The organism is Aquabacter sp. DMC10 (assembly GCF_056314145.1).
In genome coordinates, this window is record NZ_JBQUYX010000006.1 from 177,258 (window position 1) to 203,559 (window position 26,302).

The 26,302-nt window shown below is 66.5% G+C and carries 28 protein-coding genes and 1 tRNA gene; 14 read left to right on the forward strand and 15 right to left on the reverse strand.

Annotated features, from left to right (window positions below):
- Position 1: 1 nt before the first annotated feature.
- The gene (gene ku, locus ACT54L_RS17140; RefSeq protein WP_476086856.1) at positions 2–883 is read right to left on the reverse strand and encodes a non-homologous end joining protein Ku; all 882 of its coding nucleotides are present in this window, start codon (positions 881–883) and stop codon (positions 2–4) included.
- 146 nt (positions 884–1,029) lie between these two features.
- On the opposite strand from ku, the gene ACT54L_RS17145 reads away from it, so the two are divergent.
- The 5 genes from ACT54L_RS17145 (at position 1,030) to fghA (ending at position 4,804) form a co-directional block, all read left to right on the forward strand.
- Positions 1,030–1,347, forward strand: coding sequence for a hypothetical protein (locus tag ACT54L_RS17145; protein WP_476086857.1), 318 nt, complete (start codon positions 1,030–1,032; stop codon positions 1,345–1,347).
- Between the two features lie 182 nt (positions 1,348–1,529).
- Positions 1,530–1,772: a hypothetical protein gene (locus tag ACT54L_RS17150; RefSeq protein WP_476086858.1), complete on the forward strand. Its 243-nt coding sequence runs from the start codon at positions 1,530–1,532 to the stop codon at positions 1,770–1,772.
- A 103-nt stretch (positions 1,773–1,875) separates the two neighbouring features.
- Positions 1,876–2,757, forward strand: coding sequence for a DMT family transporter (locus ACT54L_RS17155; protein ID WP_476086859.1), 882 nt, complete (start codon positions 1,876–1,878; stop codon positions 2,755–2,757).
- 89 nt (positions 2,758–2,846) lie between these two features.
- Positions 2,847–3,959, forward strand: coding sequence for an S-(hydroxymethyl)glutathione dehydrogenase/class III alcohol dehydrogenase (locus ACT54L_RS17160; RefSeq protein WP_476086860.1), 1,113 nt, complete (start codon positions 2,847–2,849; stop codon positions 3,957–3,959).
- An 8-nt stretch (positions 3,960–3,967) separates the two neighbouring features.
- Complete coding sequence (fghA, locus tag ACT54L_RS17165; RefSeq protein ID WP_476086861.1) at positions 3,968–4,804, forward strand: S-formylglutathione hydrolase; 837 nt, start codon at positions 3,968–3,970, stop codon at positions 4,802–4,804.
- A 75-nt stretch (positions 4,805–4,879) separates the two neighbouring features.
- Here the strand turns inward: fghA and ACT54L_RS17170 are convergent, their stop codons facing one another.
- The 4 genes from ACT54L_RS17170 to ACT54L_RS17185 form a co-directional block, all read right to left on the reverse strand.
- Positions 4,880–6,208 (reverse strand): hypothetical protein, encoded by a 1,329-nt coding sequence (locus ACT54L_RS17170; protein ID WP_476086862.1) that lies wholly within the window; start codon positions 6,206–6,208, stop codon positions 4,880–4,882.
- A 346-nt stretch (positions 6,209–6,554) separates the two neighbouring features.
- Complete coding sequence (locus ACT54L_RS17175) at positions 6,555–7,841, reverse strand: hypothetical protein (protein WP_476086863.1); 1,287 nt, start codon at positions 7,839–7,841, stop codon at positions 6,555–6,557.
- A 339-nt stretch (positions 7,842–8,180) separates the two neighbouring features.
- Entirely contained in the window at positions 8,181–9,464 is a 1,284-nt protein-coding gene (locus ACT54L_RS17180) for a hypothetical protein (protein WP_476086864.1), read from the reverse strand.
- A 147-nt stretch (positions 9,465–9,611) separates the two neighbouring features.
- On the reverse strand, positions 9,612–9,986 hold the full coding sequence (locus ACT54L_RS17185) for a tautomerase family protein (protein WP_476086865.1): 375 nt from the start codon (positions 9,984–9,986) through the stop codon (positions 9,612–9,614).
- A gap of 95 nt (positions 9,987–10,081) precedes the next feature.
- Between ACT54L_RS17185 and ACT54L_RS17190 the strand changes: the two genes are divergently transcribed.
- Positions 10,082–10,939, forward strand: a complete 858-nt coding sequence (locus ACT54L_RS17190) for a LysR family transcriptional regulator (RefSeq protein ID WP_476086866.1) — start codon at positions 10,082–10,084, stop codon at positions 10,937–10,939.
- A 76-nt stretch (positions 10,940–11,015) separates the two neighbouring features.
- Here the strand turns inward: ACT54L_RS17190 and ACT54L_RS17195 are convergent, their stop codons facing one another.
- Positions 11,016–11,699, reverse strand: a complete 684-nt coding sequence (locus ACT54L_RS17195) for a L,D-transpeptidase (RefSeq protein ID WP_476086867.1) — start codon at positions 11,697–11,699, stop codon at positions 11,016–11,018.
- A 239-nt stretch (positions 11,700–11,938) separates the two neighbouring features.
- Here ACT54L_RS17195 and ACT54L_RS17200 point away from each other — a divergent pair, with 239 nt between their 5' ends.
- The 3 genes from ACT54L_RS17200 (at position 11,939) to ACT54L_RS17210 (ending at position 14,900) form a co-directional block, all read left to right on the forward strand.
- Complete coding sequence (locus ACT54L_RS17200; protein WP_476086868.1) at positions 11,939–12,601, forward strand: response regulator; 663 nt, start codon at positions 11,939–11,941, stop codon at positions 12,599–12,601.
- Positions 12,598–13,908: an ATP-binding protein gene (locus ACT54L_RS17205; RefSeq protein WP_476086869.1), complete on the forward strand. Its 1,311-nt coding sequence runs from the start codon at positions 12,598–12,600 to the stop codon at positions 13,906–13,908. Before ACT54L_RS17200 ends, ACT54L_RS17205 begins: the two co-directional genes overlap by 4 nt.
- Positions 13,909–13,982: 74 nt before the next feature.
- Positions 13,983–14,900 carry an NAD(P)-dependent oxidoreductase gene (locus tag ACT54L_RS17210; protein WP_476086870.1) on the forward strand — a complete coding sequence of 306 codons (918 nt, stop codon included), beginning with the start codon at positions 13,983–13,985 and terminating at the stop codon, positions 14,898–14,900.
- Positions 14,901–14,974: 74 nt separating this feature from the next.
- On the opposite strand, the gene ACT54L_RS17215 is transcribed toward ACT54L_RS17210, so the two are convergent.
- The 5 genes from ACT54L_RS17215 to ACT54L_RS17235 form a co-directional block, all read right to left on the reverse strand.
- A tRNA-Arg gene (locus ACT54L_RS17215) sits at positions 14,975–15,051 on the reverse strand.
- 201 nt (positions 15,052–15,252) lie between these two features.
- Positions 15,253–15,558 (reverse strand): ETC complex I subunit, encoded by a 306-nt coding sequence (locus ACT54L_RS17220; protein WP_476086871.1) that lies wholly within the window; start codon positions 15,556–15,558, stop codon positions 15,253–15,255.
- 152 nt (positions 15,559–15,710) lie between these two features.
- Positions 15,711–16,127, reverse strand: coding sequence for an RNA polymerase-binding protein DksA (dksA, locus tag ACT54L_RS17225; RefSeq protein WP_209098356.1), 417 nt, complete (start codon positions 16,125–16,127; stop codon positions 15,711–15,713).
- A 249-nt stretch (positions 16,128–16,376) separates the two neighbouring features.
- Entirely contained in the window at positions 16,377–17,240 is an 864-nt protein-coding gene (locus tag ACT54L_RS17230) for a MipA/OmpV family protein (protein ID WP_476086872.1), read from the reverse strand.
- 121 nt (positions 17,241–17,361) lie between these two features.
- Complete coding sequence (locus ACT54L_RS17235) at positions 17,362–18,657, reverse strand: FAD-dependent oxidoreductase (RefSeq protein WP_476086873.1); 1,296 nt, start codon at positions 18,655–18,657, stop codon at positions 17,362–17,364.
- A gap of 247 nt (positions 18,658–18,904) precedes the next feature.
- Here ACT54L_RS17235 and ACT54L_RS17240 point away from each other — a divergent pair, with 247 nt between their 5' ends.
- The 3 genes from ACT54L_RS17240 to ACT54L_RS17250 are packed head-to-tail and all read left to right on the forward strand — an operon-like array spanning position 18,905 to position 21,950.
- Positions 18,905–19,426: a SixA phosphatase family protein gene (locus ACT54L_RS17240; protein ID WP_476086874.1), complete on the forward strand. Its 522-nt coding sequence runs from the start codon at positions 18,905–18,907 to the stop codon at positions 19,424–19,426.
- Positions 19,427–19,430: 4 nt separating this feature from the next.
- Positions 19,431–20,888 carry a YcjX family GTP-binding protein gene (locus ACT54L_RS17245; RefSeq protein WP_476086875.1) on the forward strand — a complete coding sequence of 486 codons (1,458 nt, stop codon included), beginning with the start codon at positions 19,431–19,433 and terminating at the stop codon, positions 20,886–20,888.
- A 24-nt stretch (positions 20,889–20,912) separates the two neighbouring features.
- A complete protein-coding gene (locus tag ACT54L_RS17250; protein ID WP_476086876.1) occupies positions 20,913–21,950 on the forward strand; it encodes a YcjF family protein in 1,038 nt (345 codons plus the stop codon).
- Here the strand turns inward: ACT54L_RS17250 and ACT54L_RS17255 are convergent.
- Together ACT54L_RS17255 and ACT54L_RS17260 are read right to left on the reverse strand one after the other, a co-directional pair.
- A complete protein-coding gene (locus ACT54L_RS17255; protein ID WP_476086877.1) occupies positions 21,908–22,498 on the reverse strand; it encodes a hypothetical protein in 591 nt (196 codons plus the stop codon). The two genes, ACT54L_RS17250 and ACT54L_RS17255, sit on opposite strands and share 43 nt — an antisense overlap.
- 75 nt (positions 22,499–22,573) lie before the next feature.
- A complete protein-coding gene (locus ACT54L_RS17260) occupies positions 22,574–23,059 on the reverse strand; it encodes an SAM-dependent methyltransferase (RefSeq protein WP_476086878.1) in 486 nt (161 codons plus the stop codon).
- An 85-nt stretch (positions 23,060–23,144) separates the two neighbouring features.
- Here ACT54L_RS17260 and mazG point away from each other — a divergent pair, with 85 nt between their 5' ends.
- Positions 23,145–23,972 carry a nucleoside triphosphate pyrophosphohydrolase gene (mazG, locus tag ACT54L_RS17265; protein WP_476086879.1) on the forward strand — a complete coding sequence of 276 codons (828 nt, stop codon included), beginning with the start codon at positions 23,145–23,147 and terminating at the stop codon, positions 23,970–23,972.
- A 101-nt stretch (positions 23,973–24,073) separates the two neighbouring features.
- Positions 24,074–24,496: a YciI family protein gene (locus ACT54L_RS17270; RefSeq protein ID WP_476086880.1), complete on the forward strand. Its 423-nt coding sequence runs from the start codon at positions 24,074–24,076 to the stop codon at positions 24,494–24,496.
- 36 nt (positions 24,497–24,532) lie between these two features.
- On the opposite strand, the gene hflX is transcribed toward ACT54L_RS17270, so the two are convergent.
- Together hflX and hfq are read right to left on the reverse strand one after the other, a co-directional pair.
- Positions 24,533–25,909, reverse strand: a complete 1,377-nt coding sequence (gene hflX, locus ACT54L_RS17275; RefSeq protein ID WP_476086881.1) for a GTPase HflX — start codon at positions 25,907–25,909, stop codon at positions 24,533–24,535.
- 6 nt (positions 25,910–25,915) lie between these two features.
- Positions 25,916–26,167 carry an RNA chaperone Hfq gene (gene hfq, locus ACT54L_RS17280; protein ID WP_209105373.1) on the reverse strand — a complete coding sequence of 84 codons (252 nt, stop codon included), beginning with the start codon at positions 26,165–26,167 and terminating at the stop codon, positions 25,916–25,918.
- Between the last annotated feature and the right edge of the window lie 135 nt (positions 26,168–26,302).

Below are 26,302 nucleotides of genomic sequence, written 5' to 3' on the forward strand. Positions count from 1 at the left end.
GCTAGCTCGCCTTGCGGCGGGTGGGAGCGGACTTGGGGGGCGCCTTCTTGGCGGCGGGCTTGCGGGTGCCAGTGCCGGCCTTCTTGGCCTTAGGCTTGTCCGCCCCCTGCCCGGCCAGCCGCGCGCTGTCGCGGAGCGCAGACATGAGGTCCACCACCTTTGCGCTCTTTGGCGCGGCGCGGGGCTTGATGGTCTTGCCGGCAAGCTTGGCCTTCACCAGCTCGGCCAAGGCGGCCTCGTGGGCGTTCTCATAAGTGGATGGATCGAACCGTCCGGCCTTGGTGCGGATGATATGCTCCGCCAGGTCCAGCATCTCGCCGCCAGTGCGCTTGTGCGGCACGTCGGCAAAGGCCTCTGCGGCGGACTTCACCTCATAGTCGAAGTTCAGGGTGGTGGCGACGAATCCCGGTCCATGGGGCCGCAGCAAGAGGGTCCGCACCCGTCGGAACAGGACCGCGCGGGTCAGCGCCGCCACCTTGGCCTTGCGCATGCCGTCGCGCAGCAGCGCAAACACGTCCTGCCCGCTGGGGTCGGCAGGGGCCAGGAAATAGGGCTGGTCGAAATAGACCGTATCCACGTGGGCGCAGGGAATGAAGGCTTCCAAGGTCAGGCGCTTGTCGCTTTCGGGCACCGCCTGCGCCACCTCCTCCGGTTCCAGAATGACATAGGAGCCGGCGGACGTCTCATAGCCCTTCACCTGCGCGTCCCGCTCCACCTCCTCGCCGGTGTCGATGTCCACGAACTGGCGATGCACCCGGTGGCCGGTCTTGCGGTTGACGGTGTGGAAGGAGATGCGTTGCGAGGTGGCCGTCGCCGCGTAAAGGCCCACCGGGCAGGTGAGCGCCCCCAGATCCAGAACTCCCTTCCACAGCGCGCGCGGCATGACATCTCTCCTGAGCGCAGGAATGCAGGAGCGGCGGGACCCGTTCCCCTGGCCGACGTTCCTTTATTCGCAGCCAAGGTGAAACGCGGGGTTTTCCCGCGCGTTGGAAGGGCGGGGCTGTCCAATGACAAGATGAGGAAAGCCGCATGACCATGAACAAAGACCAGCGCGACCAGCTCCAGCAGGGCATGCAGCGCCATGAGGACATTCCGCGCAAGCCCATCTCCACTGAACGTCCCGACCCCAGCCGCGCACCCGGCGCCGCCCAGCAAGGCCAGGGCCTCCCGCAGCCCGGCCCGGCGGGCCAGCAACAGGGCGGTCAGACCCAAACGCAGAAGGACCAGCAGGGCCAAAGCGGGGGCGCCAGCGGCCAGCAGGGCGGGTCTGGCGCACCGCAGGAGCAGCGGGGGGTGAAGGATGACATCCGCACCGACCTGAGCCGCGACAATCCTTACAAGTCTTGAGCCCCGCCCAATCCGGCCGGCGGCAGCCCGGCCTCCCGGCACGACGCGGTTGGACCCTGCCTGAAATCCGGGGCGCCCGTGGAACCCCATGGACGCCCCGGCGTTACGCCTTCAATAGCGCGCCTTCGGGCACGAGGAGTGCGCTTGTCCTGGACTCAAAAGAACAAGAAAGGAGACTGCCCATGCAACCGGTCAGCTCTGCACCCATGACCCTCCTGGTGGATGGATCCCGCGTGGTCTTCCGCTCGCTCGACGATGCCGTCGGCTTCATGAAGGGTCACCCCTCCTACGAGCATGCGGAAATGCTCATGGACCAGATGGAGGCCGCCTCCCACCCGGAGCTGGAGCGCCGCGCCTGGATGGCCTTCGCCACTTTCACCGAAGCCATGGGCATTTCCTCCGGCGCCCCTGCGCGTCTGTCCTGACGGACCTTCCTGAGCTGAGGCATGCCGTTTCCGCATGACCTCACCTAAAGCACCCGCACCGACGTAAGAGCCCCGATCGGGGCTCTTCGTTCATAAGGGGCAGATGCCGCCCCGCTCCCTCTCCCTCCCCGGTCTCGCCTTCCTGCTGGTCACGGCCACCGGATGGGGCGTGGCCTGGGTGATCTTCAAGCTCATCCTGTCCGAATGGCCGCCTTTGTTCGCGCGCGGCATGGCCGGCGTCACGGCGGCGGGCCTGCTCGCCCTGATCGCTTTGGCCATGGGGCAATCCCTCGCCGTTCCCAAGGGCGCCCGCCTCCGCCTCGCCGTGGCGGCCTTCGTGAACGTGTTCGTCTGGATGGGCTTTGCCTCGCTGGCGCTGCAATGGCTCACCGTGACGGAAGCCACCCTCATCACCTTCACCATGCCGCTGTGGGCCTCGCTGATCGCCTGGCCCGTGCTTGGCGAACGGCCGAGCTGGATGGGCTCCGCGGCGCTGGTGATCGGCTTTTCCGGCATCGTCCTGCTGGTGGCCGGACCGGGCGTGAGCCATCACAGCGCGCAAGTGCCCGCCATGCTTCTTCCCCTGACGGCGGCGGTGCTGTTCGCCCTCGGCAGCGTGATGGCGCGCACCCCGCTGCCCTTGCCACCCATCGCCTCCGTCGCCTGGCAGACCGGCCTCGGCTGCCTGCCCATGGTTCTGCTGGCGCTCGTCTTCGAGCGGCAGCAGATCGGTCCGCTCAGCCTCAAGGGCTTGGGCGCCATGGCCTATATGACGCTCATCCCCATGGCCGTGTGCTACCTGTCGTGGTTCGCGGCGCTCCGCCGCCTGCCCGCCTCCACTGCCGCGCTCGGCATGCTCCTCGTGCCCGTCGTGGGCACGGCGGGCGCGGCGCTGGTGCTGGGCGAGCCGCTGGGGCCGCGCCAGTTGCTCTCCTTCGCCCTTGTGATTTCCGGTGTGGCGCTCGGCCTGCGCGCCCGCGCGTGAGCGCCGGCAAAAGCGCGGCTGGAGGACGCGGATGTCATCCTTTATGTCTATGCTCACGCCAAAATTTCTGACGCAAGAAGGGACAGCCCATGAAGACCCGCGCCGCCGTCGCCTGGGAAGCCAAGAAGCCGCTCACCATCGAAACCATTGAGATTGGCGGCCCCAAGGCCGGCGAGGTGCTGGTGGAGATCATGGCCACGGGCGTCTGCCACACCGACGCCTACACGCTGGACGGCCTCGATTCGGAGGGCAAGTTCCCCGCCATCCTCGGCCATGAGGGCGCCGGCATCGTGCGTGAGGTGGGCGCGGGCGTGACCTCGCTGAAGGTGGGCGACCACGTTATTCCGCTCTACACGCCGGAATGCCGCCAGTGCAAAACCTGCCTGTCGCAGCGCTCGAACCTGTGCACCTCCATCCGCGCCACGCAAGGCCAGGGCCTGATGCCCGACCGCACCTCGCGCTTCTCCTGCGATGGCGGCGAGATCTTCCACTATATGGGCTGCTCCACCTTCTCGAACTTCACCGTGCTGCCCGAGATCGCGCTGGCCAAGGTCCGCGAGGACGCCCCCTTCGACAAGATCTGCTACATCGGCTGCGGCGTGACTACGGGTATTGGTGCGGTCGTCTACACCGCCAAGGTCTGGCCGGGGGCAAACGTGGCCGTTTTCGGTCTCGGCGGCATCGGCCTCAACGTGATCCAGGGCGCCCGCATGGTGGGCGCGGACAAGATCATCGGCATCGACATCAATCCCGCCAAGGTGGAAATGGCCCGGAAGTTCGGCATGACCGACTTCATCAACCCGCTGGAGGTGGGCGCCGACAAGGTGGTCTCGGCCATCCAGGACCTGACCGACGGCGGCGCGGACTTCACCTTCGACTGCACCGGCAATGTCACCGTCATGCGCCAGGCGCTGGAAGCCTGCCATCGCGGCTGGGGCACCTCCATCGTCATCGGCGTGGCGCCGGCGGGGGCGGAAATCTCCACCCGGCCGTTCCAGCTGGTCACCGGGCGCAACTGGCGGGGCTCGGCCTTCGGCGGCGCGCGCGGGCGCACGGACGTGCCGAAGATCGTCGACTGGTACATGGAGGGGAAGATCAACATTGATGATCTCATCACCCACACCATGCCGCTGGACGAGATCAACACCGCCTTCGACCTGATGCACGAGGGCAAGTCCATCCGCTCCGTCGTGATTTATTGAGGCGGGTGATGGAGACCGTTTCCACCGCCAAGTCCCACGGCGGGGTGCAGGGCGTCTATCGCCACGCTTCCGCCGCCACGGGCACGCCCATGACCTTCGCCGTCTTCGTCCCGCCCCAGGCGGCGGCGGGGCCGGTGCCGGTGTTGTGGTATCTGTCCGGCCTCACCTGCACCCATGCCAATGTCATGGAGAAGGGCGAATACCGGGCGGCCGCGGCCGCACTCGGGCTGATGATCGTCTGCCCGGATACCTCGCCGCGGGGCCCCGGCGTGCCGGACGAGCCGGACAATTGGCAGTTCGGCTCAGGGGCCGGCTTCTATGTGGACGCCACGCAGGCGCCCTACGCCGCCAACTACCGCATGGCCTCCTACGTGCTGGACGAACTCTCCCGCCTGGTGGCGGAGGCGTTCCCGGCGGACATGGGGCGGCAGGGCATTTTCGGCCATTCCATGGGCGGCCATGGCGCGCTCACGGCGGCGCTGAAGCATCCCGGCCGCTTCCGCTCCTGCTCGGCCTTCGCGCCCATCGTTGAGCCGTCCACCGCGGACTGGTCCCGGCCGGCGCTGGAAAAATATCTCGGCGCCGATCCCAAGGCCTGGCGGGCCTATGACGCGGTGGCGCTGATCGAGGACGGCCACCGCGTGCCCGACCTCCTGGTGGATCAGGGCACGGCGGACCCGTTCCTGGACACCGGGCTGCGGCCGCAGTTGCTCGCCGCCGCCTGCGAGAAGGCGGGCATCGCCCTCACGCTCAACATGCGCGAGGGGTATGACCATTCCTATTACTTCATCTCCACCTTCATGGCCGACCATCTGGCGTGGCATGCGGCCCGGCTGCGGCCCTGAAGGCGGGCCGAGCGACGGGAAGATGAAGGGGGACGCCCCATCGGGACGATCCATCGGGCGAGGGCCCGATGGATGTCACGGCATGCGGAAGCTCTGGCGGAGGTCGGCGTCCTCCTCCTCCTCGCTCATCTGGTTCTTGACGATCTCAAGCACAACGAATTCGCGAATGTTGTCGGCCACGCTGTAGTAGGACAGAGCATCCCCCAAGAGGATCATGATCTGATCGCGGGTCGCCCGGCGCACTTCACCGAAATTGGGATCCATGAAGGTCCACGAGCCCATGCCATCGGTGGAAATTCCCATGGCATGTCCGGTGACCTTGCTCTCCAGGAAGTAAGGGGCAAGAGCACCCGTGCCACTTTCCATGCCGTTGCGGGTCCCTGTCTCAAAGCAGACGATATAGGCATGGCGACCGGCGGCAGACAATTCCTGAGATAGTTTATTTACCGCGCTGGTGAGCACGGAAGAGCCCGGGTGACGGCAATAAAAGAATTTGCTTCCGGACGTCGCGGGTATCCGACGCAGCTTCTTGATTTCCACCCCGCGATATTCCATCGACTTCAGATTGATGTAGCCCTGGACGCTGCTGTAGATATTCTTCGTCCCCAGAGCGGCGCGTTTCTCATAAAGGGCATGCAGGCCCCTCACCCGCTGGCCCGTGTTATGCCGCACATCCTCCAGAATGAGTGCGTCGACGGGGATGCTCTCTTTTTCATTGAGCTGCGAAACCAGGTCTTTCCGGGATTGAAGGTGATAGATGAAGGGTGCCTTCTTCACCATTCGCGCACTGTCCGACGTCCGGGCGGTGGGATTCCCCAGCGCATCCGTCGACTTGGCCGTCCCGAAAGACTTCTTTCCCTTGACGATAATTCTCAGACACCAATGGGTGGCAATGCCGAACGAGGCATTAAAATCCAGGGGTCTAAGGTCATTCGAGTCGACGAAACTGTCCTGGCTGAAGCGTTTCGTCATGCGAGCATTGATCCGGTCGTAAAAATGGGACCGGACCTGATATTCCACTTCAGGGAAACTGCGCTTAATCATCACGCCAACGCCAGGGCCCAAAGTCGCCCTGCCCTGTGAGGTTGGCTCGTCCCGGCTGACAAAGCGACGCTGCAAATGAAAGGACAAGCCCCGCAGGGCGTGGAACAACAACTTCAGCTTTGCGTCTTTCGCTTTGTCGCTGCCCGCATCGGCGCTCGCGCTGCTGCGAAACACGTTCGTGACTTCCTTGAAGTCGTTCTCTCGCGTGAAGTCGTTATACTTGCGGCTGGAAAAGACATATTTATAGGCCGAGACGGTATCCAACTCCCAGCTTCCGTTCGACATCAGGAGTTCGGCAACAGGGTTATAGTCCATTTTAGCCAGCAAATTGAGTTTGGCGTCGTCAGATTTGGCCACCATAACTTATCCCCATACCGCTCCGCGCATGGCATGGAATAGCGGATTTGCATATCATTCCTGTGACTTTATCCAGGTTGACTCTCCCCTAGCGGCCAGAAGACCCGCCGGTGCGATGGCCGCGGATAGAGAGAAAAGAGCAAAGCGGCGGTGCCACCGCCGTCCGCGGCAGCAAGGCTCTGTTACTGGCGCTGATTGAGGACAGGGCCAAGCGGCATGCCCTTCCACTGGCCCGGCCGGAGCGGCTGCCGCGGTGAAGGGGAAAGCTGGAAATCTTAAAGCGCAAAGCTCAAGGGCGGAGGAACTCGGGGCGGGCGGAACATGACCCCAACGGCCTCCCCCAACTCCGCTAAGTGCTGATCTCCAGCACGGTGACGGCATTGACGTGGCAATAGGCCACGTATACCGCGATAATATTCCTAACGGCCTCTTTGATCTCGCTCAACGTCTTGCGATCGATCTCTCCGTAGTTCGGATCGATCAGACTCCAATGCCCGTTTCCTGCGGATATCACCCCAATGGCGTGTCCGGATGCAACATCCCGTATGAAGTAGGGCGCCCGATGTTTATTTCCCTCGAAACTGAAACTGGAGGCGAAATTCATGCCAATGATGTAGGCACCACACCGCGCCCCCATCATCACATTAAAAATACGCTCCACCACTGACTTCAGACGTTTATCATTCGGACTGAAACTGTACAAAATACTTCCTGGGATCGATGTCCTCTGCATTCGCAAGTTCGTGATCTTGGCAGAACCGAACTTCGCGACCTGCCGATTGAGGTAGGACTGGACATCGCTGTATTTGTTTGAACTCGATGAAACAGGCCCATGCGCGTACAGAAGATGCAAATCCTGCTGCATGGACTGGGATAATTGCTGAACCCCGCTGGTACCAACAAGATCCCGAATGTGGATATGGTCCGCCGGAGCCAGACGTTCCATGCGAACTTGTTGCTTTTGGAGATGGTAGATGAAGGGGGCCTTCTTGGCCAAACGGTCCTCGATCGAAGGTGGATCGGGGCGGTCCTTATGTTTGCTTTGACCGTATGACGTCTTCCTGCTCGTGACAAATCTGAGGCACCAATAGGTGGTGATCCCAAAACACATACCGCCACCGCGCACATCCTCCTCCGGAATGAAGGCTCTCTGGGAGAAGGTTTTCGGGAAGACGAGTGCCGCATTCTTGCGTTTCTGATAGCGCACCACCATCCGTTCTATGCGCTGAAATCGCTTTCGGATGACGTCCGCCGCCCCAGGTGGCAGGACCCCAGCCTTGGCGGCCGGGCTTTCAGGGGTTCCGAAGCGATGGAACAGGTGCCCGGAAAGTCCTCTCAGCGCGGGGAACAGGAGGTCGGCATGATGCGCCTCTTTATAATTATTGGCCCGCGCTGCTTCTATGGCCGCTTCAAAAGCGATGTCGACAAGGTCAAAACTCTCTTTACTATCGAACTGGATATAGCTGTAGCCCTTGATCTGCTTGTAAGTCCAAGAAAAATCCACCTGCCACGCACCTTTGGAGTTGATGCGCAGTTCCGCATTCGGAGAGTCCATCTGCGCGAGAGCACGTAACCGCCCCTGGAAGTCGATTACATCCGGCAGTTTCGAGGGACTCGTGCTCCAGGAAAACACCAAACGCTACCTCCATACCCCTCCGCAAATTCCAGGAAATAGCAATGTTGCGTTTCAATCCTGTGACGTCTTGCGCGCGCACGTAGCGCTGCCCCGCAGCTCAGCCTTCAGCAGGCTCGGCACGACTGAGCACCGAGAGACCGCCCAGAAGGAGCATGGCGCGCCCCGCACCGAGCGCCGACATTCGCACCGCTCAAGCATGCGCCGATCAACCAGCACCCCAAGCGGGTCGGATCGCGCGTTCTCTATCACTGACAAGCTCTCTGATGCCTCGCACCCGCGCGCCTCGATCCTTCGCGCCTTGTCAGATGGCGACCGTCACTCAGCTGCTTCCGGCAATTGTCAAGCGGGCCCGACCTCCAGGAGCGTTACGCGATAAAGTCGGCACGTCACCAAGTAGGCCGCAAGGATACGGCAAAGCGCCTTTTCAGCGCCCCCCTTCAGCACAGCCTGCACCTCCCCATAATTGGGATCAAGCAGGCTCCATCTGCCAGACTCAAGGGCTAGGATCCCGAAGGCATGCCCTGTCGGTTTGTCTTCCGCAAAGTAGTCGATGGCGACCACATCGCCGTTGACCGGCAGGCGGCTTGAAAAATACGCCGCAAGCACATAGGCCCTCGACCCGGCGCCGCTCATTTGCACGAAAAGCCTATGAACAAGATCCATGAGATCCCCACTATTGGGACCCATGCTATAAAAGACTTTATTCCTGTTCAGCCTGTGTGTCTTCTTGTTGGAGATGATCAGCGGATGGTATTTATCAAAATTCCTTGAGGCGGCTCGCTGTACGGAATCGCGCGGATTTTCAGCGCTCACGCCCTGAACGGACTGGGTGTGATAATTGTGCAGTGGATTCATGGGCTGTTCGCCCAAGATGTCAGCCACGGTCTTTGTCTCACCAGACCTTTCTGTTATTTTGTCTTTTCGATCTTGAAGCCGGTGAATTAAGGGTGTTTTTCTGGAAATGCGATCTCCCTCCGCAACCGGGACTTTCCCATTTTTTTTCGTTTCCGTGTATGATTTCCTGCGTCCGTTGATAAACCTCAAGCACCAATAGGTCGAAATCCCGAAGCACGCCCCCTCGGAAGCAAAAGGACTTCTCATGATAAAGGGATGTTGCGTGAATTTTTCTGTAATTTCTTCTTTCAGAACTATTTCAACATAATATTTGTGGAGTTTATCTTCTATCGCCTTGAACCAGACGAGGAGATCCGTACCACTCGTTGTCCTCAAACGCGGATTTGACGGCGCCCGGGTGCGGAATCGGATGTGGAAATGGTAGGAAAGGCCGCGGAGCGCATTGCTTGCGGCCTCGCAGGCTAAGTCCCTTGACCGCTCCGCATCGCCTGCCCCGGCTAAGACGTCGTCAAATGCCTTTTTGATGGACGCCAAATGTTCGGCGTCCTGGAACGTCACCTCTCGGCTTTTTCCTTGTGGCAGGCAAGGAGAGCCAGACGTCACCTGCCAAGTCCCGTTTTCTTTCACAGACAGCGTAGCTCGGGGGGCCGTGTCCAGCCGGGCAAGCAAGCGCAGTTTTTCGAGGGGGGCATCCTGTGGGCGCTGACATATTAAGCCGAACATGGCGATGTATCTCCCTACCTCTCTCAGGATAACATCAACCTGCATGGGCTGCCTATCCGCGTGGTCCCGCGGTCGTGACGGCACGCGGCGGCGCCCCCACCCCATGGGCGCGGCCTCGCCCGCTCCGAGATGGACGCCGCCCCAGGGCAAGGGCGGCGTGGCATCCCGGAGCGGGCGCCGGCGCCTCCCGCCCTACGCCACCGGCAGGCCGTGGCCCACCGACCAATTCTCCTTCGGCTCGTCGTGAATCACGATGAAAACATCTTCCGGGCGCAGCCCCGGATTCTCGCTCAGCACCTCCACGATGCGCCGAAACAGAGCCTTCTTCTGCGCCGCCGTGCGGGTGTTAAAGACGGTGATGTCGATATAGACCACGTCATCGGAACGCAGGACGCCATAAGCGGGGCCGGTGCGGAAGTTCGCCCCGGCATGTTCGCTCAGCGTCATGAAGTGGTCGCCCTCCGGCACGTCGAGGGCGTCGCGCAGGGCGACATAGAGGCCGTCCAGGATCGCCTGGCGAAAGGCGGCCGGCTTTCCGCTGCGCATGGAAACATGAATGAGGGGCATGGGGTGACCTTTCCTGATGCAAGGACAGGAAGGGTAGGCGCGAGTGCATCATTTCCATATGCTATCTCTGAATATATCAGAGATAACGCCTTTCAATGATAGAGCCTTCCCTGCCCCTGGATGCGGTGCGCGCCTTTGTGGCCATCGCCGATCTCAACAGCTTCACCCGTGCGGCCGAGGCCATGGGGAGCACCCAGGCCGCCATGAGCCTGAAGCTGAAACGGCTGGAGGAGCGCCTTGGCTGCCGGCTGGTGGAACGCACGCCGCGCCATGTGCAGCTCTCGGCCCGGGGCGAAGCATTCCTCGAACATGCCCGCGCGCTGCTGGAGGCCCATGATCGCGCGCTGGCCGCCTGGACCGACCAGCGCCAGCGGCTCGCCATCGGCATCAGCGATCATGTGGCAGGCCCGGAATTGCCCGGCCTCATCGCCCGCATGAATGCGCAGGACCCGCGCATGCTGATGGAGATCCGCATCGGCTCGTCGGGCGACCTGCTGCGCAGCTTCGACCGGCGGGAGCTGGACACGGTTCTGGTGCGGTTCGAGGCGGGGCGGGAGGATGGGACCGAGATTGCAGAGGAGGCATTCGGTTGGTTCGCGGCCCCCGGCTGGCAGCACCGCGCCGGCGAGCCCCTGCCGCTTGCCACCATGGCCGAGCCATGCGGCGTCCGCGCCCTGGCCGGCCGCCTGCTGGACGAGGCGGGGCTGGCCTGGAGCGAGGTGTTTGTGGGCGGCGGGGTGGCCACGGTGGCGGCGGCGGTCATGGCCGGGCTCGGCATTGCCGCCCTGTCGCCGCGCATGCTGCCCCTCGGGGCGGTGGAGGTGGGGCGTCGACTGGGCCTGCCCGCCTTGCCGCGGCTGCCGGTGGTGCTCCACACCCGCGTTGCGGATGCCCGCTCCCGCGCCGCGCTCGATGCACTCTCTGCCGCCTTCCGGGGAGCCGTGCGCGGCTAGCCCCGGATTCTGGCGCATCTCCAAGCGAAGGCGCCCCCCTTCGCAGGAAGGACTGCGTCAAGGCAAAGACGAGGCCCTAGCCGGGCAGCACCACCACCTTGGTGCCGTCGGGGACGCGGTCATAAAGGTCGATGATGTCCTGGTTCATCAGGCGGATGCAGCCCGAAGACACGGCCTCGCCGATGGACCAGGGCTCGGTGGTGCCATGGATGCGGTAAAGCGTGTCCTGCCCGTTCTTGAACAGGTAGAGCGCACGGGCGCCCAGCGGATTGGTGGGGCCGCCGGCCATGCCGTTCTTCCAGGGGCCGTTGCGCTCCGGCTCGCGGGCGATCATGGCGTCGGTGGGACGCCAGCTCGGCCAGATCCGCTTGTAGCCCACGGTGGCATTGCCGGAGAATTCCAGCCCGGCCTTGCCGACGCCCACCCCATAGCGCAGCGCCATGCCGTTCTCCTGCACCAGGTAGAGGAAGCGGTTGGCGGGATCCACCACCAGCGTGCCCGGTCCGTAGCCGGTGGTGTTGGGCACCAGCTGGCGGATATAGCGCGGCTTCAATTCCATCGGATCGATGCCGACGATCTCATAGCCATAATCCAGCCGCGCGGCGTAGCGGGCGGCATCGGCCGGGGCGACCTGCGGCTGCGGCGGAGGCGCCGGGGGCTGCCGATCCGTCACGCAGGCCGCCAGCACCAGGGGCGAGGCAAGGACGCAGAGCAGCGTGCGGCGCGAAAGGGGGCGCGTTTCGTCGGAAGGGGCAGTCATAGAGGGGACGACCTCACATCGCACCGACCCGCGCGGCGCGGGCTCGGGTGTGGCATTCGGAAGGTTAGGGGTACTGGTGCCGCACCCGCGTGGCGCGCGAATGACAGCAGAACGAGGCGAGAGGGGGGCGAGAGGAGGGAGGGCCGAACGTTTTCAACATCATGCCGCACTGCATCCATCCGCCACCTTAAGCCAGCCTTAAGCTGCGGCCGGCAGGTGTTCACAGGTAGGAGAGAGACATGCGCATCCTCGTGGTGGAGGACGATCCGGTCCTGATGAACGGCCTGAAGGTGGGCCTTGCCCTCTCGGGCGCCACCGTGGACGGGGTGACCAATTGCGCGGATGCCGAAGCGGCCCTGGCCACCGGCGGCTTCGACGCCGTGGTGCTGGACGCCATGCTGCCGGACGGCTCCGGCTTCGATGTCCTGGCGCGACGGCGCGCCGCCCATGACGCCACCCCGGTGCTCATGCTCACCGCCCTCGACGAAACACCGGATCGCATCCGCGGTCTGGATGCCGGGGCCGATGACTATCTGGGCAAGCCGTTCGACCTTGACGAACTGGCCGCGCGCCTGCGCGCCATCGCGCGACGCGGCCATGGCCGGGCCGCGCCCCTGCTGCGCGCGGGCGGCCTCGTTCTCGCCCCCGCCACCCTCACCGCCACCTTAGACGAGGTGCCGGTGCCCTTGTCGCGGCGCGAGTTCGCCGTGCTCTGCGCTCTTATGGAGCGGCCCGGCACCATCCGCTCCAAGGCCGAGATCGAGGAGCGCCTCTATGGCTGGCAGGAGGAGGTGGAGAGCAATGCCGTGGAGGTGCACATCCATAACCTGCGGGCCAAGATCGGTCGCGACGCCATCGAGACGGTCCGTGGCCTCGGCTATCGCATGAGGGGTGGCGCATGACGTCGCTCCGCCGCCGCCTGTTCCTGGTTCTGTTCGCGGCCACCGGGCTCATCTGGCTGAGCGCCGTGGCCTGGATTTCGCTCTCCAGCCGGGGCGAGCTGGAGCATGTGCTGGACGCCAGGCTTCAGGAAGCCGCGCGCATGGTGCATTCCCTAGTGGCGGCGGGGGGCCTTGCCACCACGCCGCCGCAAAACCTCGACCAGCAGGCCTATGAGCACGTCTCCTGCCAGATCTGGTCCCTGGACGGCCGCCTTCTCGCCCGCTCCTCCGGCGCGCCGGAGGAGGCCCTGTCGGCGCCGATGCAGGGCTTTTCCTCCCGGGTGCTGAAGGGCGAACAGTGGCGGGTCTTCACCATCACCGACACCCAGAAGGGCGTACGCGTGATGGTGGGCGACCGGGTCGGCATGCGCGACCGGCTGGTGCGCGACCTGATTGCCGGACTGTTGGCCCCGGCGGTGCTGATCGCCCCGCTGCTGGCGCTTTTGATCTGGGTGAGCCTCGCCCGCGGTCTTGCGCCGCTGTCGCGCATGGCCGCCGAGATCGCGGCCCGGGACGGCGAAGACATGCGCCCCGTGGCGGTGGACCATGCCCCCTCCGAGGTGCGCCCCCTTCTGGAGGCGCTCAACAGCCTGTTCGCCAAGGTGGAGGCAGCCCGCCAGCATGAGCGCGACCTCACCGCCTTTGCCGCGCACGAATTGCGCACCCCGCTCGCCGGCCTGAAGACCCAGGCCCAGATTGCCCTCGCCGCCCCCGACGCGGCCATCAGGGACGATGCCCTCCGCCAGATCCTGGTCTCCGTGGAGCGCTCCGCCCGTCTGGTGCGCCAGTTGCTGGCTCTTGCGCGGCTGGAGGCAGCCCCGACCCATAAGTCCGCCGACGAAGCGGTAAATGTGGGGCAGGCCCTGCGGGAGGTCGTCCACCAGGCGCCCGCCCCCGCCGGCGTTGCAGTGGAGATTGCACCGGGGCTCGATGATCTCGCGCGAAAGGCCGATCGCGAGGCGCTCCATCTGGTGCTGCGCAACCTGCATGAGAACGCGCTTCAGCATGTCTCGCCAGGTGGTCGGCTGCGCTGGGCGCCGCTGCCGCAGGGCCTGTGCCTGGAGGATGACGGCCCCGGCATTCCCGTGGACGAACTGCCCCGCGCCACCGAACGCTTCTTCCGCGGCCGCAACAAGACCTTGTCCGGGAGCGGCCTGGGCCTGACCATCGCCAGCCTGGCGGCGGCCCGCATGGGCGCGCGGCTGGAGCTGGCGAACCGGGAGGAGGCCACGGGCCTGAGGGCCTCCATCCTGTGGCCCGCCCCGTGAGGCGGACCGGCACCGTTCGGGACCTGACCTCGGCGGGGAAGTGCATATAGACTGCCACCGACAGGGAGTCGCCCATGCGTGCCGTTTTCGTCGATGCCAGCCCCACCCTCGCGGACGTGATGGAGCGCCTTCATCGCGCCGACGATCCGGCCATGACCATCAATCGCACGCCGAACGTGACTCCTGCCGAGCTTCCCGCCGCCCTGGACGGCGCGCAGATCGCGGTGATCGACCACACCGCCTTGCCCACCGACATCGCCCGCCAATGCGCCGGCTTGAAGCATGTGGTGTTCCTCGGTACCGGCGCGCGCAGCTATATGAGCCCGGAGGAATTGGCCGGGCTCGGCATCGCCGTCCACACCATCAAGGGCTATGGCGACACGGCGGTGGCTGAATGCGCCTTCGCGCTCATGTGGGCGGGCGCGAAGGGTTTTGCCTATATGGACCGGGGCGTGCGCGCCGGCCGCTGGCTGCGCACCGACGGGGTGCAGTTGACCGGCAAGACGCTGGGGCTCGTGGGCTTCGGCGGCATCGCGGCGGAACTGGCGCGCCTGGCGCTGGGCGCCGGGATGCGTGTCGTCTCCTGGAACCGGTCCCCCCGGGCCTTTCCGGGCGTCACGTTTGCGTCCCTGGAGGAGGTGCTGGCGCAAAGCCACGTCCTCTCCCTCCATCTTCTGCTCACCGACGAGACCCGGGGCTTCCTCTGCGCGGACCGCATCGCCGCCTTGCGGCCCGGTGTCATTCTGGTGAACACCGCCCGTGGCGCGCTGATCGACGAGCCGGCCCTCATCGCGGCGCTGGAGCGTGGCCATGTGGCCCATGCGGGGCTTGATGTCTTCACCACCGAGCCGCTGCCGGCGGACCACCCCTTCACCCGCCTGGAGAATGTCACCCTCTCCGCCCACTCCGCCTTCCGCACGCCGGAAGCCAGCGACAATCTGATCGAAGCCGCCCTCGCCCATTGCCGGCGCATCCGGGCGGAGGGGAATTAGGCGAGGCCGACGGGCTGGCGCGACGGCCTCGCATCACCCGGAAAGGCGCCTTTTGGCATTAGGAGCGGATGGAATGGCGACCCCGGCTGGGCTCGAACCAGCGACCTAGTGCTTAGAAGGCACTTGCTCTATCCAGCTGAGCTACGGGGCCGTCGGGAGACTTCTAGAGCCAGACGCGGCCGGATTGAAGCACCTGATGGTGATTCAGCACTGCCACGTGCATAGTCCCGCGCCTTCGCCACCGCAACAGGATGGCCGCAGCGCCATCTTCACCCCTGGCCGGGCGTCCCCAAAAAGCAGAAGGGCCGAAGACAGTGCTTCGGCCCTGTTCATTCAATGGCGCCCCGCACCCTCAGTGGGTCCACTGGCCCACGCGGCGGAAGGCGAAATTGTCGGAATAGGCCATGCGCCGGCGGGCCGGATCATGGGGCTCGAAGACCTGGTAGGGAATGCCTTCGCGCTCGGCATAGGCCACCGCTTCTTCCTTCGTCTCGAAGTCGAGGCGGATCTGGCTCTGCATGTCGGTGGAGCTGGTGTAGCCCATCAGCGGGTCGATGGAGCGCGGACGCTCCGGCTCATATTCCAGAACCCAATGCTTGGTCTTCGCAACGCCGGACTGCATCGCATTGCGCGCCGGCTTGAAGATGCGTGCCACCATCGCTTCGCCGTCCCCGATCCTGCCTCGGCCCCGCCCTGTCGGCGCGTCCGATCCTACCGCTTTGACTCATTCTATATTCAGCCCCGGCCCGCGGCGCAACGCAGGAACGGGGTGGCGTGACGCGGCCGGGGCTTCACGGCCGCGCCTGCCGGTCAGTCGTCCCGATAGACGCGCTCGCGCCGCTCGTGACGCTCCTGCGCTTCCACCGAAAGGGTGGCGATGGGACGGGCTTCGAGGCGCTTGAGGGAGATGGGCTCCCCGGTGTCCTCGCAATAGCCGTAGCTGCCGTCCTCGATGCGCTGCAGCGCGGCGTCGATCTTGGCGATCAGCTTGCGCTGCCGGTCCCGGGCACGGAGCTCGATGGAGCGATCCGTCTCGGAAGAGGCCCGATCGGCCAGATCGGGGTGGTTCTGATTCTCATCCTGAAGGTGCTGCAGCGTCTCACGCGCCTCGCGGAGGATGTCGTCCTTCCAGTTCAACAGCTTGGTGCGGAAATACTCCCGCTGCCTGTCGTTCATGAAGGGCTCGTCCTCGCGGGGGCGATAGTCTTCGTCGACTTGAACCGACATCAGCACTGTCCTCGATACACCGTTGCTGACCCCCGGCGGGTTGGCGCGCTTATATCCACCCCCTCGCCGGTGGACAACTCCCATGTGCGCGGCAGCGCAAGCCAGCGGCAAGGCGGACCGGCGGCGCTCAAGGTGCAACGGTATCAAGGAAGGGGAAACACCCCGGCGCGGGGCGTCGGCCACAGGCCCAAGCCGGCGCAAGGGTCGCCCGCCGCTGCCGATGCAAGCGACGCGATCACGCCTGCGGCATCACCACCAGGACTTGCCCATGTTGAAGGTGTAAGCGAGCGAAAGCCCCACGGAATATTGGTTCGCGCTCTCCACCAGCGGCGAATCTGCCGCACTGCCGACGAGGCGCCCGTAGCTGCCCCAGACGCCCGCCAGGAAGCCATTGCCGAAATTGCGCTCCAGCTGGGCCGTTACCCCCCAGCCGTTGATGCCCGAGCCGGCATTATAAACGGGCAGCGGATTGCCGAGGAATGTCGCGCTCAGCGACTGGAACGGCGTCACCCCGAAATAGGCCTCGTTGAAGGCGGACGAGGCAAAGCTGAGGCGTGGACCGACCGCGAATCGCCAGTCGTTCATGGGCACGATGACGTCGGCGGCGGCATTGCCGACCCAGCCCTCATAGCCACCGAACCCATAGCGCAGCTCGCCGCGCAGGCGCAGCCAGTTGACCGGGAACCACTCCGTGAAGCCGCCCAGCTCCAGCGAGGGATCCACATTGCCAAGGCCCGTCAGGCGGTCATTGGCATCCTCGTCGCGGCCCCAGTCGATGCGGCCGACGGCGCCGACGCGGAACGTGCCGGTATCAAACAGGGCCACCGACGGATTGTCGTCCACGGACCGGAAGGCGTTGAGGCCGCTGGCCTTTGCCACGCGGAAGACGAGGCCGGGACGCACCCCGTAATCGTCGCTGCCGGGATATTGGGGAACGATGCGGCCGGAGACGCCGAGGGTGAGATACCAGTCCTCCTGCCCCTTGGCCGCCGGCATGGCGGGCGGAACGGCCGTCGCGTCCGCCGCCTGCACGGGCGAAGGCGCAGAAGACATCACCGCCGCGGTGGCGCTCAGGCCAAGGCCCAGAAGGATGCGGCGGAGGACGGGGATCATGGGCATCTCGTGCATACCGGCAGGAAAGATGACGTAAAGTTAGCCGGAGCCAGGTGGCACGTGGTGGCAGAAATGTCACTGACGCCAAGCATTTGGCCAATTGCCCCGCGGTTAGCTCGCACTAGCCTTCCGCAACGTCATTTTCTCGCGCCCTGCGCCTTTCCGCCGCATCGGACATGCGCCCGGTCCAATAGGCCACAGATCGGGCCAAGGCCGGGGCGATCTGCCGCGACCGCTCGGCGGCAAAGGGGCGGAACAGGTGAATGGTGTCATCCCGGTCGGCGATGGCCGCAGCGAGGAGATCGGCGGCCAGGGCGGCATGGCCGACCGGCTGGCGCCCCAGCGCCACCGCGTACCACACGCCCGCACGGGGCGACCCGATGAGCGGCAGGCCATGGCGGGCGATGCCGTAGCTCACCGACCGCGCCTCGCCGGTGACTGCATTCCTCAGGGCGGGAAACAGGCGCGCCCCATGGCGGCGCAGGATCACGGCTGCGGCCCCGGCGCTGCCGGCCTTGGTGGCGGTGGGCGCGCGCAGATGGAGCTTGCCGCCCTGCCAGGCAAAGGCAAGCCCGCGCTCGCCGCCTTCCTGCACCGCCTCGTCGGCACGGCCGCGCAGCGCGCGGGGCGCGAAGACCCCCTCCACGTGGTGCGACCGGCCAAGCGCCCGGGCGAGCCAGGGCGCCGGGCCGGCAAGCCCGCGCTCCGCGCAAAAGGCCACATGGTCTGCCCGGACCCGAAGGGTGGGACAGGTCAGATATTTGCGCACCCCGTTCAGGTCCGCCCCCAGAACCGGCAGGCGGGGCAGGAGGCGCGCGCCGGCGGCCATGGCGGCTTCGGCGAGCCGGCGCGGCAGGTCGCGAACGTCAAAGGTGGCAGCCTGGGGATCGTGCAGGGCGCCCACATAGGCGCGTGTGCCCAGCAGCGCGGCGGTGTGCCCCGCGCCCAGTTCCGCCACGCTGGCAAGCCCCAGCGTATCCCGCGCCGCCGCCTCGTCGATGAGATCGAGCCGGCCGCGCGGCCCGGGCGCATGAATGTAACCTTCGGCCTCGGGCTCGAACCCCAGCGCCTCCAGCAGGCGCATGGCCCGCACATGCGCTGTCTCGGACAACTGGTGCAGCCGCCGCGCCGTATCCCGGTCGGCCCTCGCGCAGAGCGCCGTGGCGGTCAGACCGAGGCCCGGCCGCAAGGTTTCCCGGCCGAGGCTCAGATCCGCAGCCGGCCCGTCACCGGGGTCCAGCACGACCACGTCACGGCCACGCAGCGCCAAGGCCAGCGCCAGCCACAGGCCGGCGAGCGTTGCCCCCACCACGCACACATCGCAGTCGATCTCGCCGCGCACGAGCATGCCGGGCCCGCCGGCGCCCTGCGCGGCGGATGCGGCGCGGCGCTCCGCCCGTTCGTCCACGAACGTCATGACCCATTCAGCCCCTGACGGCGGCCTACGCCAAGCAGGAGCATGCCCCCGCAGCGTCCGGCCTTCCCGATCTCCAGCACCATGATGGTGACGCAATTTACCGATGCTGTCGCCTGCGAAGGCGGAGGGCGCAAGGTAAGGTGCCGTTTCCGCCCGGGCGGGGCCCTCCCGGGGCCGCGCTTCGTCTTCCTGTCGGAAACCGGCTCTAAACAGCCCCGATCGTGCCTCTGACCTGGAATCGTTCCCCATGCGCCGCCTGATCCTGCTTCGCCACGCCAAATCCGACTGGCCGAACGGCACCCCGGATCATGAGCGTCCGCTGGCCGAGCGGGGACGGGACGCGGCGCCGGTGATCGGCGCCTATATGGCGCGCGAGGGGCTGGTGCCCGACCGGGTGCTGGTATCCAGCGCCCGGCGCACCCAGGAGACCTGGGCGCTCGTGGCCCCCCAGTTGCGCTCGACCCCCGAGGTGGAGCGGGAGCCACGCATCTATGAGGCGAGCGTGGCCGCCCTGTTTGCGGTTCTGCATGCCCAGCCGGTGGAATGCCACACCCTCATGATGGTCGGCCACAACCCCGGCTTCGAGGACTTGGCCGGCCGGCTGGTTGAGAGTGGTCCGGCGGAGGCGCGCCTTGCCATGGCCGCCAAGTTTCCCACCGGCGCGGTGGCCGTGATCGACTTGCCGGTGGACCGCTGGGAAGATGTCACCCCCAAGTCCGGGCGGCTCGATCGCTTCATCACCCCCCGCGCCCTGAAGACGGACGGCTGACGCCTTGGCTCCACCCCTGCCCTTTCTGGAAGAGGCCCGCATCGGCCTGCGCGCCCTGGCCGACCGGGTCGAGGATCTCGCCCGCCCCACCTTGCGCCTGGGGGTGACCGGCCTTGCCCGTTCCGGCAAGACCATCTTCACCACCGCCCTCATCCAGGCCCTGGTGCAAGGCGGGCGCCTGCCGGTGTTCGAGGCGATGGCCTCCGGCCGCATCGCCTCGGCGCGGCTGGAGCCACAGCCCGACGATGCCGTGCCGCGCTTTCCGTTCGAGGACCATATGGGGCGCCTCGCGGCGCGGGACTGGCCGTCTTCCACCACCCGCATCAGCGAATCGCGCCTGTCCATCCGCTACGCCCCGAAGCGCGGCGGCCTGCGCACCTTGACCCTGGACCTGGTCGACTATCCCGGCGAATGGCTGCTCGACCTGCCCTTGCTGGACAAGAGCTTCGGCGATTTCTGCCGGGAGAGCCTGGCGCTCGCCCGCGCCCCCGCCCGGCAGGCGCTGGCGCAGGAGATGCTGGCGGCGCTCGCCGCCACCAATCCCTATCTACCTGCGGACGAGGCCAAGGCCCGCGAGCTCGCCGCCCGCTTCACCACCTATCTGTCCGCCTGTCGCAGCGAGCGGGTGGCCATGAGCCTTTTGCCGCCCGGCCGCTTCCTCATGCCCGGCGACCTGGAGGGCTCGCCCGCCCTCACCTTCGCGCCCCTCGACATCCCCGCCGATGCGAGCCTGCCTCCCGGTTCGCTCGCCGCCATGATGGCCCGCCGATACGAGGCCTATAAGAACGCCGTGGTGCGCCCCTTCTTCCGCGATCACTTCGCCCGGCTCGACGCACAGATCGTCCTGGTGGACCTGCTGGCCGCCCTGAATGCCGGTCCGGCCGCCCTGGCGGACCTGGAGCGGGCGCTCGATTCCATCCTCACCGCCTTCCGGGTGGGGCGAAACAGCCTGGTGTCGGCGCTCTTTCGTCCGCGCATCGACAAGGTGCTCTTCGCGGCCACCAAGGCCGACCATCTCCACCAGACCAGCCACGATCGGTTGGAAGCCATTTTGCGGCGCCTGGTGGAGCGGGCCGGCGAGCGGGCCAAGGAGAGCGGCGCCGCCTTGGACGTGGTGGCGCTCGCCGCCATCCGCGCCACGCGGGAGGCGCAGGTTTCGCGCGGCGGGCGGCAGATCCCCGCCATCATCGGCACGCCGGAAGCCGGGCAATCGGCGGGCGGGCAGGTGTTCGACGGCACCGAGGACGTGGCGCTCTTTCCCGGCGAATTGCCGGAGGCGCCGGACGCGCTCTTTTCCGGGCGCGCCGACGCCTTTCGGGGCCTTTCCAGCGGCGACCATGGGGACGCGGACTTCCGCTTCCTGAAGTTCCGCCCCCCGCCCGGCCTTGGGATGGCCACGCCCCTTCCCCATATCCGGTTGGATCGGGCGCTGCAGTTCCTGCTGGGCGACCGGCTGGCGTGAGCGCGCGCCAAAACAGAGGTGGTGATGGCGGAAGCTGACGAAAGCGGGCGGGGGCGGCCGGGCCTGAAGCCTCAGGTGTTTCGCCTGGACGAGGCGGGCATCACGCTGGCCCCCGAACCGGAGGTGGCGGATACGGCGCTGGTGCCGGTTCCCCCGGCCCGCACGCGCGGGATCAGCCTCGGCGGCCTGTTCTGGACGGCGCTGGGCGGCCTCGTCAGCCTGGGCGCCGGACTGGCCGTCACCCGGCTGGTGGAGGACCTGTTCTCCCATTCGGAGTGGCTCGGCTACACGGGCCTCGGCTTCGCGGCGCTGCTCGCCTTTGCGCTCATCGCCATCATCGCTCGCGAGGGCGCGGCCCTGATGCGCCTCTCCAGCCTCGACCGGCTGCGCGATGCGGCCACCGCCGCGATCGCCGCCGATGACCGCAAGGCCGCGGAAGCGGTCACGCGCGATCTGCTGGCCCTGTCGGCGGAAATGCCGGCGCTTGCGCGCTCCCGCGCTGAACTTTCCTCCCATCTCGGCGCCATCATCGATGGCGCGGACCTCATCCGCCTGACCGAGCGCAGCCTCATGGCGCCGCTGGACAGCCAGGCGAAGCAGATGGTCTCGGACGCCGCCAAGCGCGTATCCGTCGTCACCGCCGTCTCGCCCCGCGCGGCGGTGGACCTATTGTTCGTGCTCTATACGGCGCTCGGCCTCGTGCGCCGGCTGTCCCAGCTCTATGGCGGGAGGCCGGGGACGCTGGGCATGCTGCGCCTCATTCGGCATGTGGTGAGCCATTTGGCGGTCACCGGCGGCATGGCCGCCGGCGACAGCCTGGTGCAGCAGATGGTGGGCCATGGCCTTGCGGCACGCCTCTCCGCCCGGCTGGGCGAAGGCGTGGTGAATGGCCTTCTGACCGCCCGCCTCGGCCTTGCCGCCATTGCGGTGACGCGTCCCCTGCCCTTCACCGCCTTGCCCGCCCCGCGCCTCGCGGACGTGGCGGCGGGCCTCCTGCGCAAGGCGGAGGAAGAGCAGGCTCAGGCCGGCACCAAGCGGCTCGGCAAGGCGGAGGGGGCATAGCGCACCGGCTGGTTCCGCCACAGCATCTCCGCCACCGGCCAGCCCAGCAGCAAGGACAGGATCACCACCACCGCCGCCACGGCCCATTGGCTGGCAAGGGCAACCGTTGCCAGAACCGCCAGAAGACCAGCCATGGTCAAGGTGGTCAGCCCCGCCATAAGCCACCAGCGCCACGCCGGCAGGCCGCCTGAAAACGTGATGCCAGCGGCATGAGGGGCCAGCCCGGCGTGAAGGGCCTGGATGAATGGGACATATTGCGCCCGGTGGTCCTGCACCTGGGCGACCGCCGTCCGGCTGAGCGAGCCGATGCGCACCGTCTCCCCGGACCTTCCGGTGAGCCGCATCTCATAACTGGGCGAGGCCAGCTGGCCCGGACTGTAGAGAAGACGCACCTTGGTGACGTCGGCAAGCGCCAGCTTGCCCGAGCGCGCGCCCACATCCCACTCCAGCACCCCGCCGGTCAGACGGAAGCGCGAGCCCGGCCCGATCATCTTGCTGCGATAGGCATAGGTCAGCGCGCCCGCATCGTCCTCGTCGACCTTGCCCATCGGATGCGCCGGCTCCCTTCGCCACTTGACCTCCCCTTAAGGGAGAGCCGCGCCGCTGACAAATTTCGCGCCGCCTCAGGTCGAGGCGTGGGCACAGATGTCCGGCTTCACGTCGATGAGCGGGGTCCCATCGAGGCAGTCGAGGCCGCGCACCAGCATGTGGGTGCCCTCAATGCCCACCAGCTCCACCACCGACGAGGCAATGGGATTGGGGCGCACCGGGGAGCGCAGCGAGAAGGTGCCGGCCAGCTTGCCGCTATGACCCGGGCTCTGGAGCACCAGGTCGCGGCGGGCCTCGTGCATCCAATAGAGCACCTGGAGGCGCGGCTTGTCGGCGACACCAGCCAGCGCCTCGCCCCAGCGCGGATCGATCTCCAGCCGGCACACGGGACCGGCCACCGGATCCCCTCGGCGCGGACATTCGGAGCGGCGCGTCCAGGGGGTGCGGATGCGGCCGATGAAATAAAGGCTGGCATCAAAGGCGTCCGGCAGCGCCACCTTCACCTCGCCGGCGCGCATGCCCTCTTCCAGAATGCCCGTTTCCGCCGCCGCGCCACTCATGCCTTGTCCTCCGTACCGAGGGCATCATAAACCACGGCGCACGCCTGCCGAGGCCCCACGCCGCGGCAAAACACCGGAGCTTGCCATGCAACCGTCCCGCGACATCAGCCGCCTCATCGAGATCATGGCGCGGCTGCGCACGCCCGGCACCGGCTGCCCGTGGGACCTGGAGCAGGACTTCTCCACCATCGCCCCCTACACCATTGAGGAGGCCTATGAGGTGGCCGACGCCATCGCCCGGGGCGACAAGGCGGATCTGGCCGATGAGCTTGGCGACCTGCTGCTCCAGGTGGTCTTCCATGCCCAGCTCGGCCAGGAGGAAGGCAGCTTCGATTTCGGCGACGTGGTGGAGGCCATCACCACCAAGCTCATCCGCCGCCATCCCCATGTGTTCGGCGAGGCCCGCGACCTGCCGCCGGACGTGGTGAAGGCCATGTGGGGGCAGATCAAGGCGCAGGAGAGGGCCGAGAAGGCCCAGCGCCGCATCGCAGCGGGCCTGCCCGCCGAGCCCCCTGCCCGGATCCTCGATGGAATCCCGGTGGGCATGACTGCCCTCACCCGCGCCCTGAAGCTGCAGGAGAAGGCGGGCAAGGTGGGCTTCGACTGGAACGATGCCCGCCAGGTGCTGGCCAAGATCCGGGAGGAGACCGACGAGGTAGAAGAGGCGCTCGACGCCGAGGACCACCAGGGGCTACAGGGAGAGGTGGGTGACCTGCTGTTCGCCGTGGTGAACCTCGCCCGCCACGCCGGCGTCGACCCCGAGGCCGCCTTGCGCGCCACCAATGAAAAGTTCACCCGTCGTTTCGGCCATGTGGAGGACAGCCTCGCCGCGCAGGGCCGTCGGCCCGACGAAGCCAGCCTCGACGAGATGGAAGCCCTGTGGGTGGAGGCCAAGGGTTTGGAGCGGCCCTGACCGGCCGGCGCAAAAATCTCGCCTCCCTGTCGGCGCGCCCGCATCTTCCGCGTTCTTGGGACACGGGCAGCACACGCCCGCTTTGAACGGGAGACACTGCGATGCGCGTGATGGTGATCGTGAAGGCGACGGCGGACAGCGAAGCCGGGCTCCTGCCGGCGCCCGAGCTGCTCGAAGCCATGATGGCCTTCAACGAGGAACTGGTGAAGGCCGGCGTGATGCTGGCCGGCGACGGCCTGAAACCCTCCTCCGCCGGCAAGCGCGTGGCCTTCGAGGGGGCGAACCGCACGGTCCTGGATGGCCCCTTCGCCGAAACGAAGGAGCTGATCGCCGGCTATTGGCTGTGGCAGGTGCGGGACATGGAGGAGGCCGTCGCCTGGGTGAAGCGCTGCCCCAATCCCATGCCGGGGCCGAGCGAGATCGAGATTCGCCCGCTCTACGAGATGGACGACTTCGCCGACGTGACCACCCCTGAAGTGGCGGCCAGCGAAGCGCGGCTGCGGGAAAAGCTCGGCGGCGCATGAGCCGCGCCGCGTCAGGGGGCGGGGAGACCCCCGCCCTCAGGCCTCGTGCACCCGGTCTGGACCGAAGCGGCGCGTCACCAGAGGGGCGCGCTCGGGGAGGATCCGCAGCGCCACCCGCATGACGCCCTCCGCGTCAGTGTGGCGCTCCAGCACCTCGCCGTGGCGATAGAGCCAGCCGAGACCTTCGCCATCTTCCGGAGCCAGCGTCACGTCCAGGGTCACACGGCCGGCGGTGATGTGGCCTTCAACCAGATCCAGCAGAGGGCCTGTGCCCTCGCCAGTCAGAGCGGAGACCAGGACGGGGCGATGCGCCTCGTCCGCGCGCACGGCCACGTTGAAGATCCGCTCGCGCTCCTCGTCCGGCAAGGCGTCGATCTTGTTCCAGACCTCGATCACCCGGCCGCCGCTCTCCGCATCGATGCCGAGATCGGAAAGCACGTCCTTCACATCTTCCGCCTGGGCATCGGTGTCCGGGTGGGAGATGTCCCGCACATGCAGCACCACGTCCGCCTCGATCACCTCTTCCAGCGTGGCGCGGAAGGCGGCGACCAGCTGGGTGGGCAGCTCGGAAATAAAGCCCACCGTGTCGGACAGGATGATGCGCGTGCCGTGGGGCAAGTCGACCGCGCGCAGCGTCGGATCGAGGGTGGCGAACAGGAGGTCCTGCGCCATCACCTCAGCCTTGGTGAGGCGGTTGAAGAGCGTGGACTTGCCCGCATTGGTATAGCCCACCAGGGCCACCACCGGGTAGGGCACGCGCTTGCGGCTGGTGCGGTGCAGGGCGCGGGTGCGCTTGACCTGCTCCAGGTCCTTCTCGATGCGGATGATGCGCTCGCCGATCTGGCGGCGGTCGGCCTCGATCTGGGTTTCGCCGGGGCCGCCGAGGAAGCCGAAGCCACCGCGCTGGCGCTCCAGATGGGTCCAGGAGCGCACCAGGCGCGAGCGCTGATAGTTCAGATGGGCCAGTTCCACCTGGAGCGCACCTTCCTTGGTGCGCGCCCGGCGTCCGAAGATCTCCAGAATCAGCGCGGTGCGGTCCACCACCTTGGTGGACCAGGCCTTTTCCAGATTGCGCTGCTGCACGGGCGACAAGGCGGCATCGAAGAAGACGAGGCCGATCTCCTCGGCGGCGACGATGCCGGCAATCTCTTCCACCTTGCCGGAGCCCAGATAGGTGGCCGGCTTCACCTCGGCGAGCGGCACCAGGCCCCGGTAGACCACCTCGAGTTCGATGGCCAAAGCAAGGCCCACAGCCTCGTCGAGGCGCGCCTCTGGAGTGCGCCGCTCGGGGGTGCCGCGCGGCGCTCGCTTGCTGAAATAGGGCGTGATGACGGCGCACCGAGTGGGCGGAGCCTGTCGATCGACACCCTTTCCGCCGACGCCCGGAGCGCCCTTAGCGGCTCCAATCTCCAATGCGTGTTACGCCTTCTCCGTGTCGTCCGTGGGATCGAACAACTGAACCGGGTGTCCCGGCATGATGGTGGAGATGGCGTGCTTGTAAACCAGCTGGGAGTGGCCATCGCGCCGCAGCAACACGCAGAAATTGTCAAACCACGTCACGACACCCTGCAGCTTGACGCCGTTCACCAGGAAGATGGTGAGGGGGGTCTTGTTCTTGCGGACGTGGTTGAGAAACGTGTCCTGAAGATTTTGTGTGCGTTCCGCCGCCATTTTCGTGTCCGTTTCTTCGGCGTTGCCCCACCCTCCCCCGTGCCGGAACCGGCCTCGGAGCGAGCGGGAATTGATACGCTAAAATGGCACAGGGAAAATTGCACGCAACATTATTTTGCCGCGCAGCATGGACAT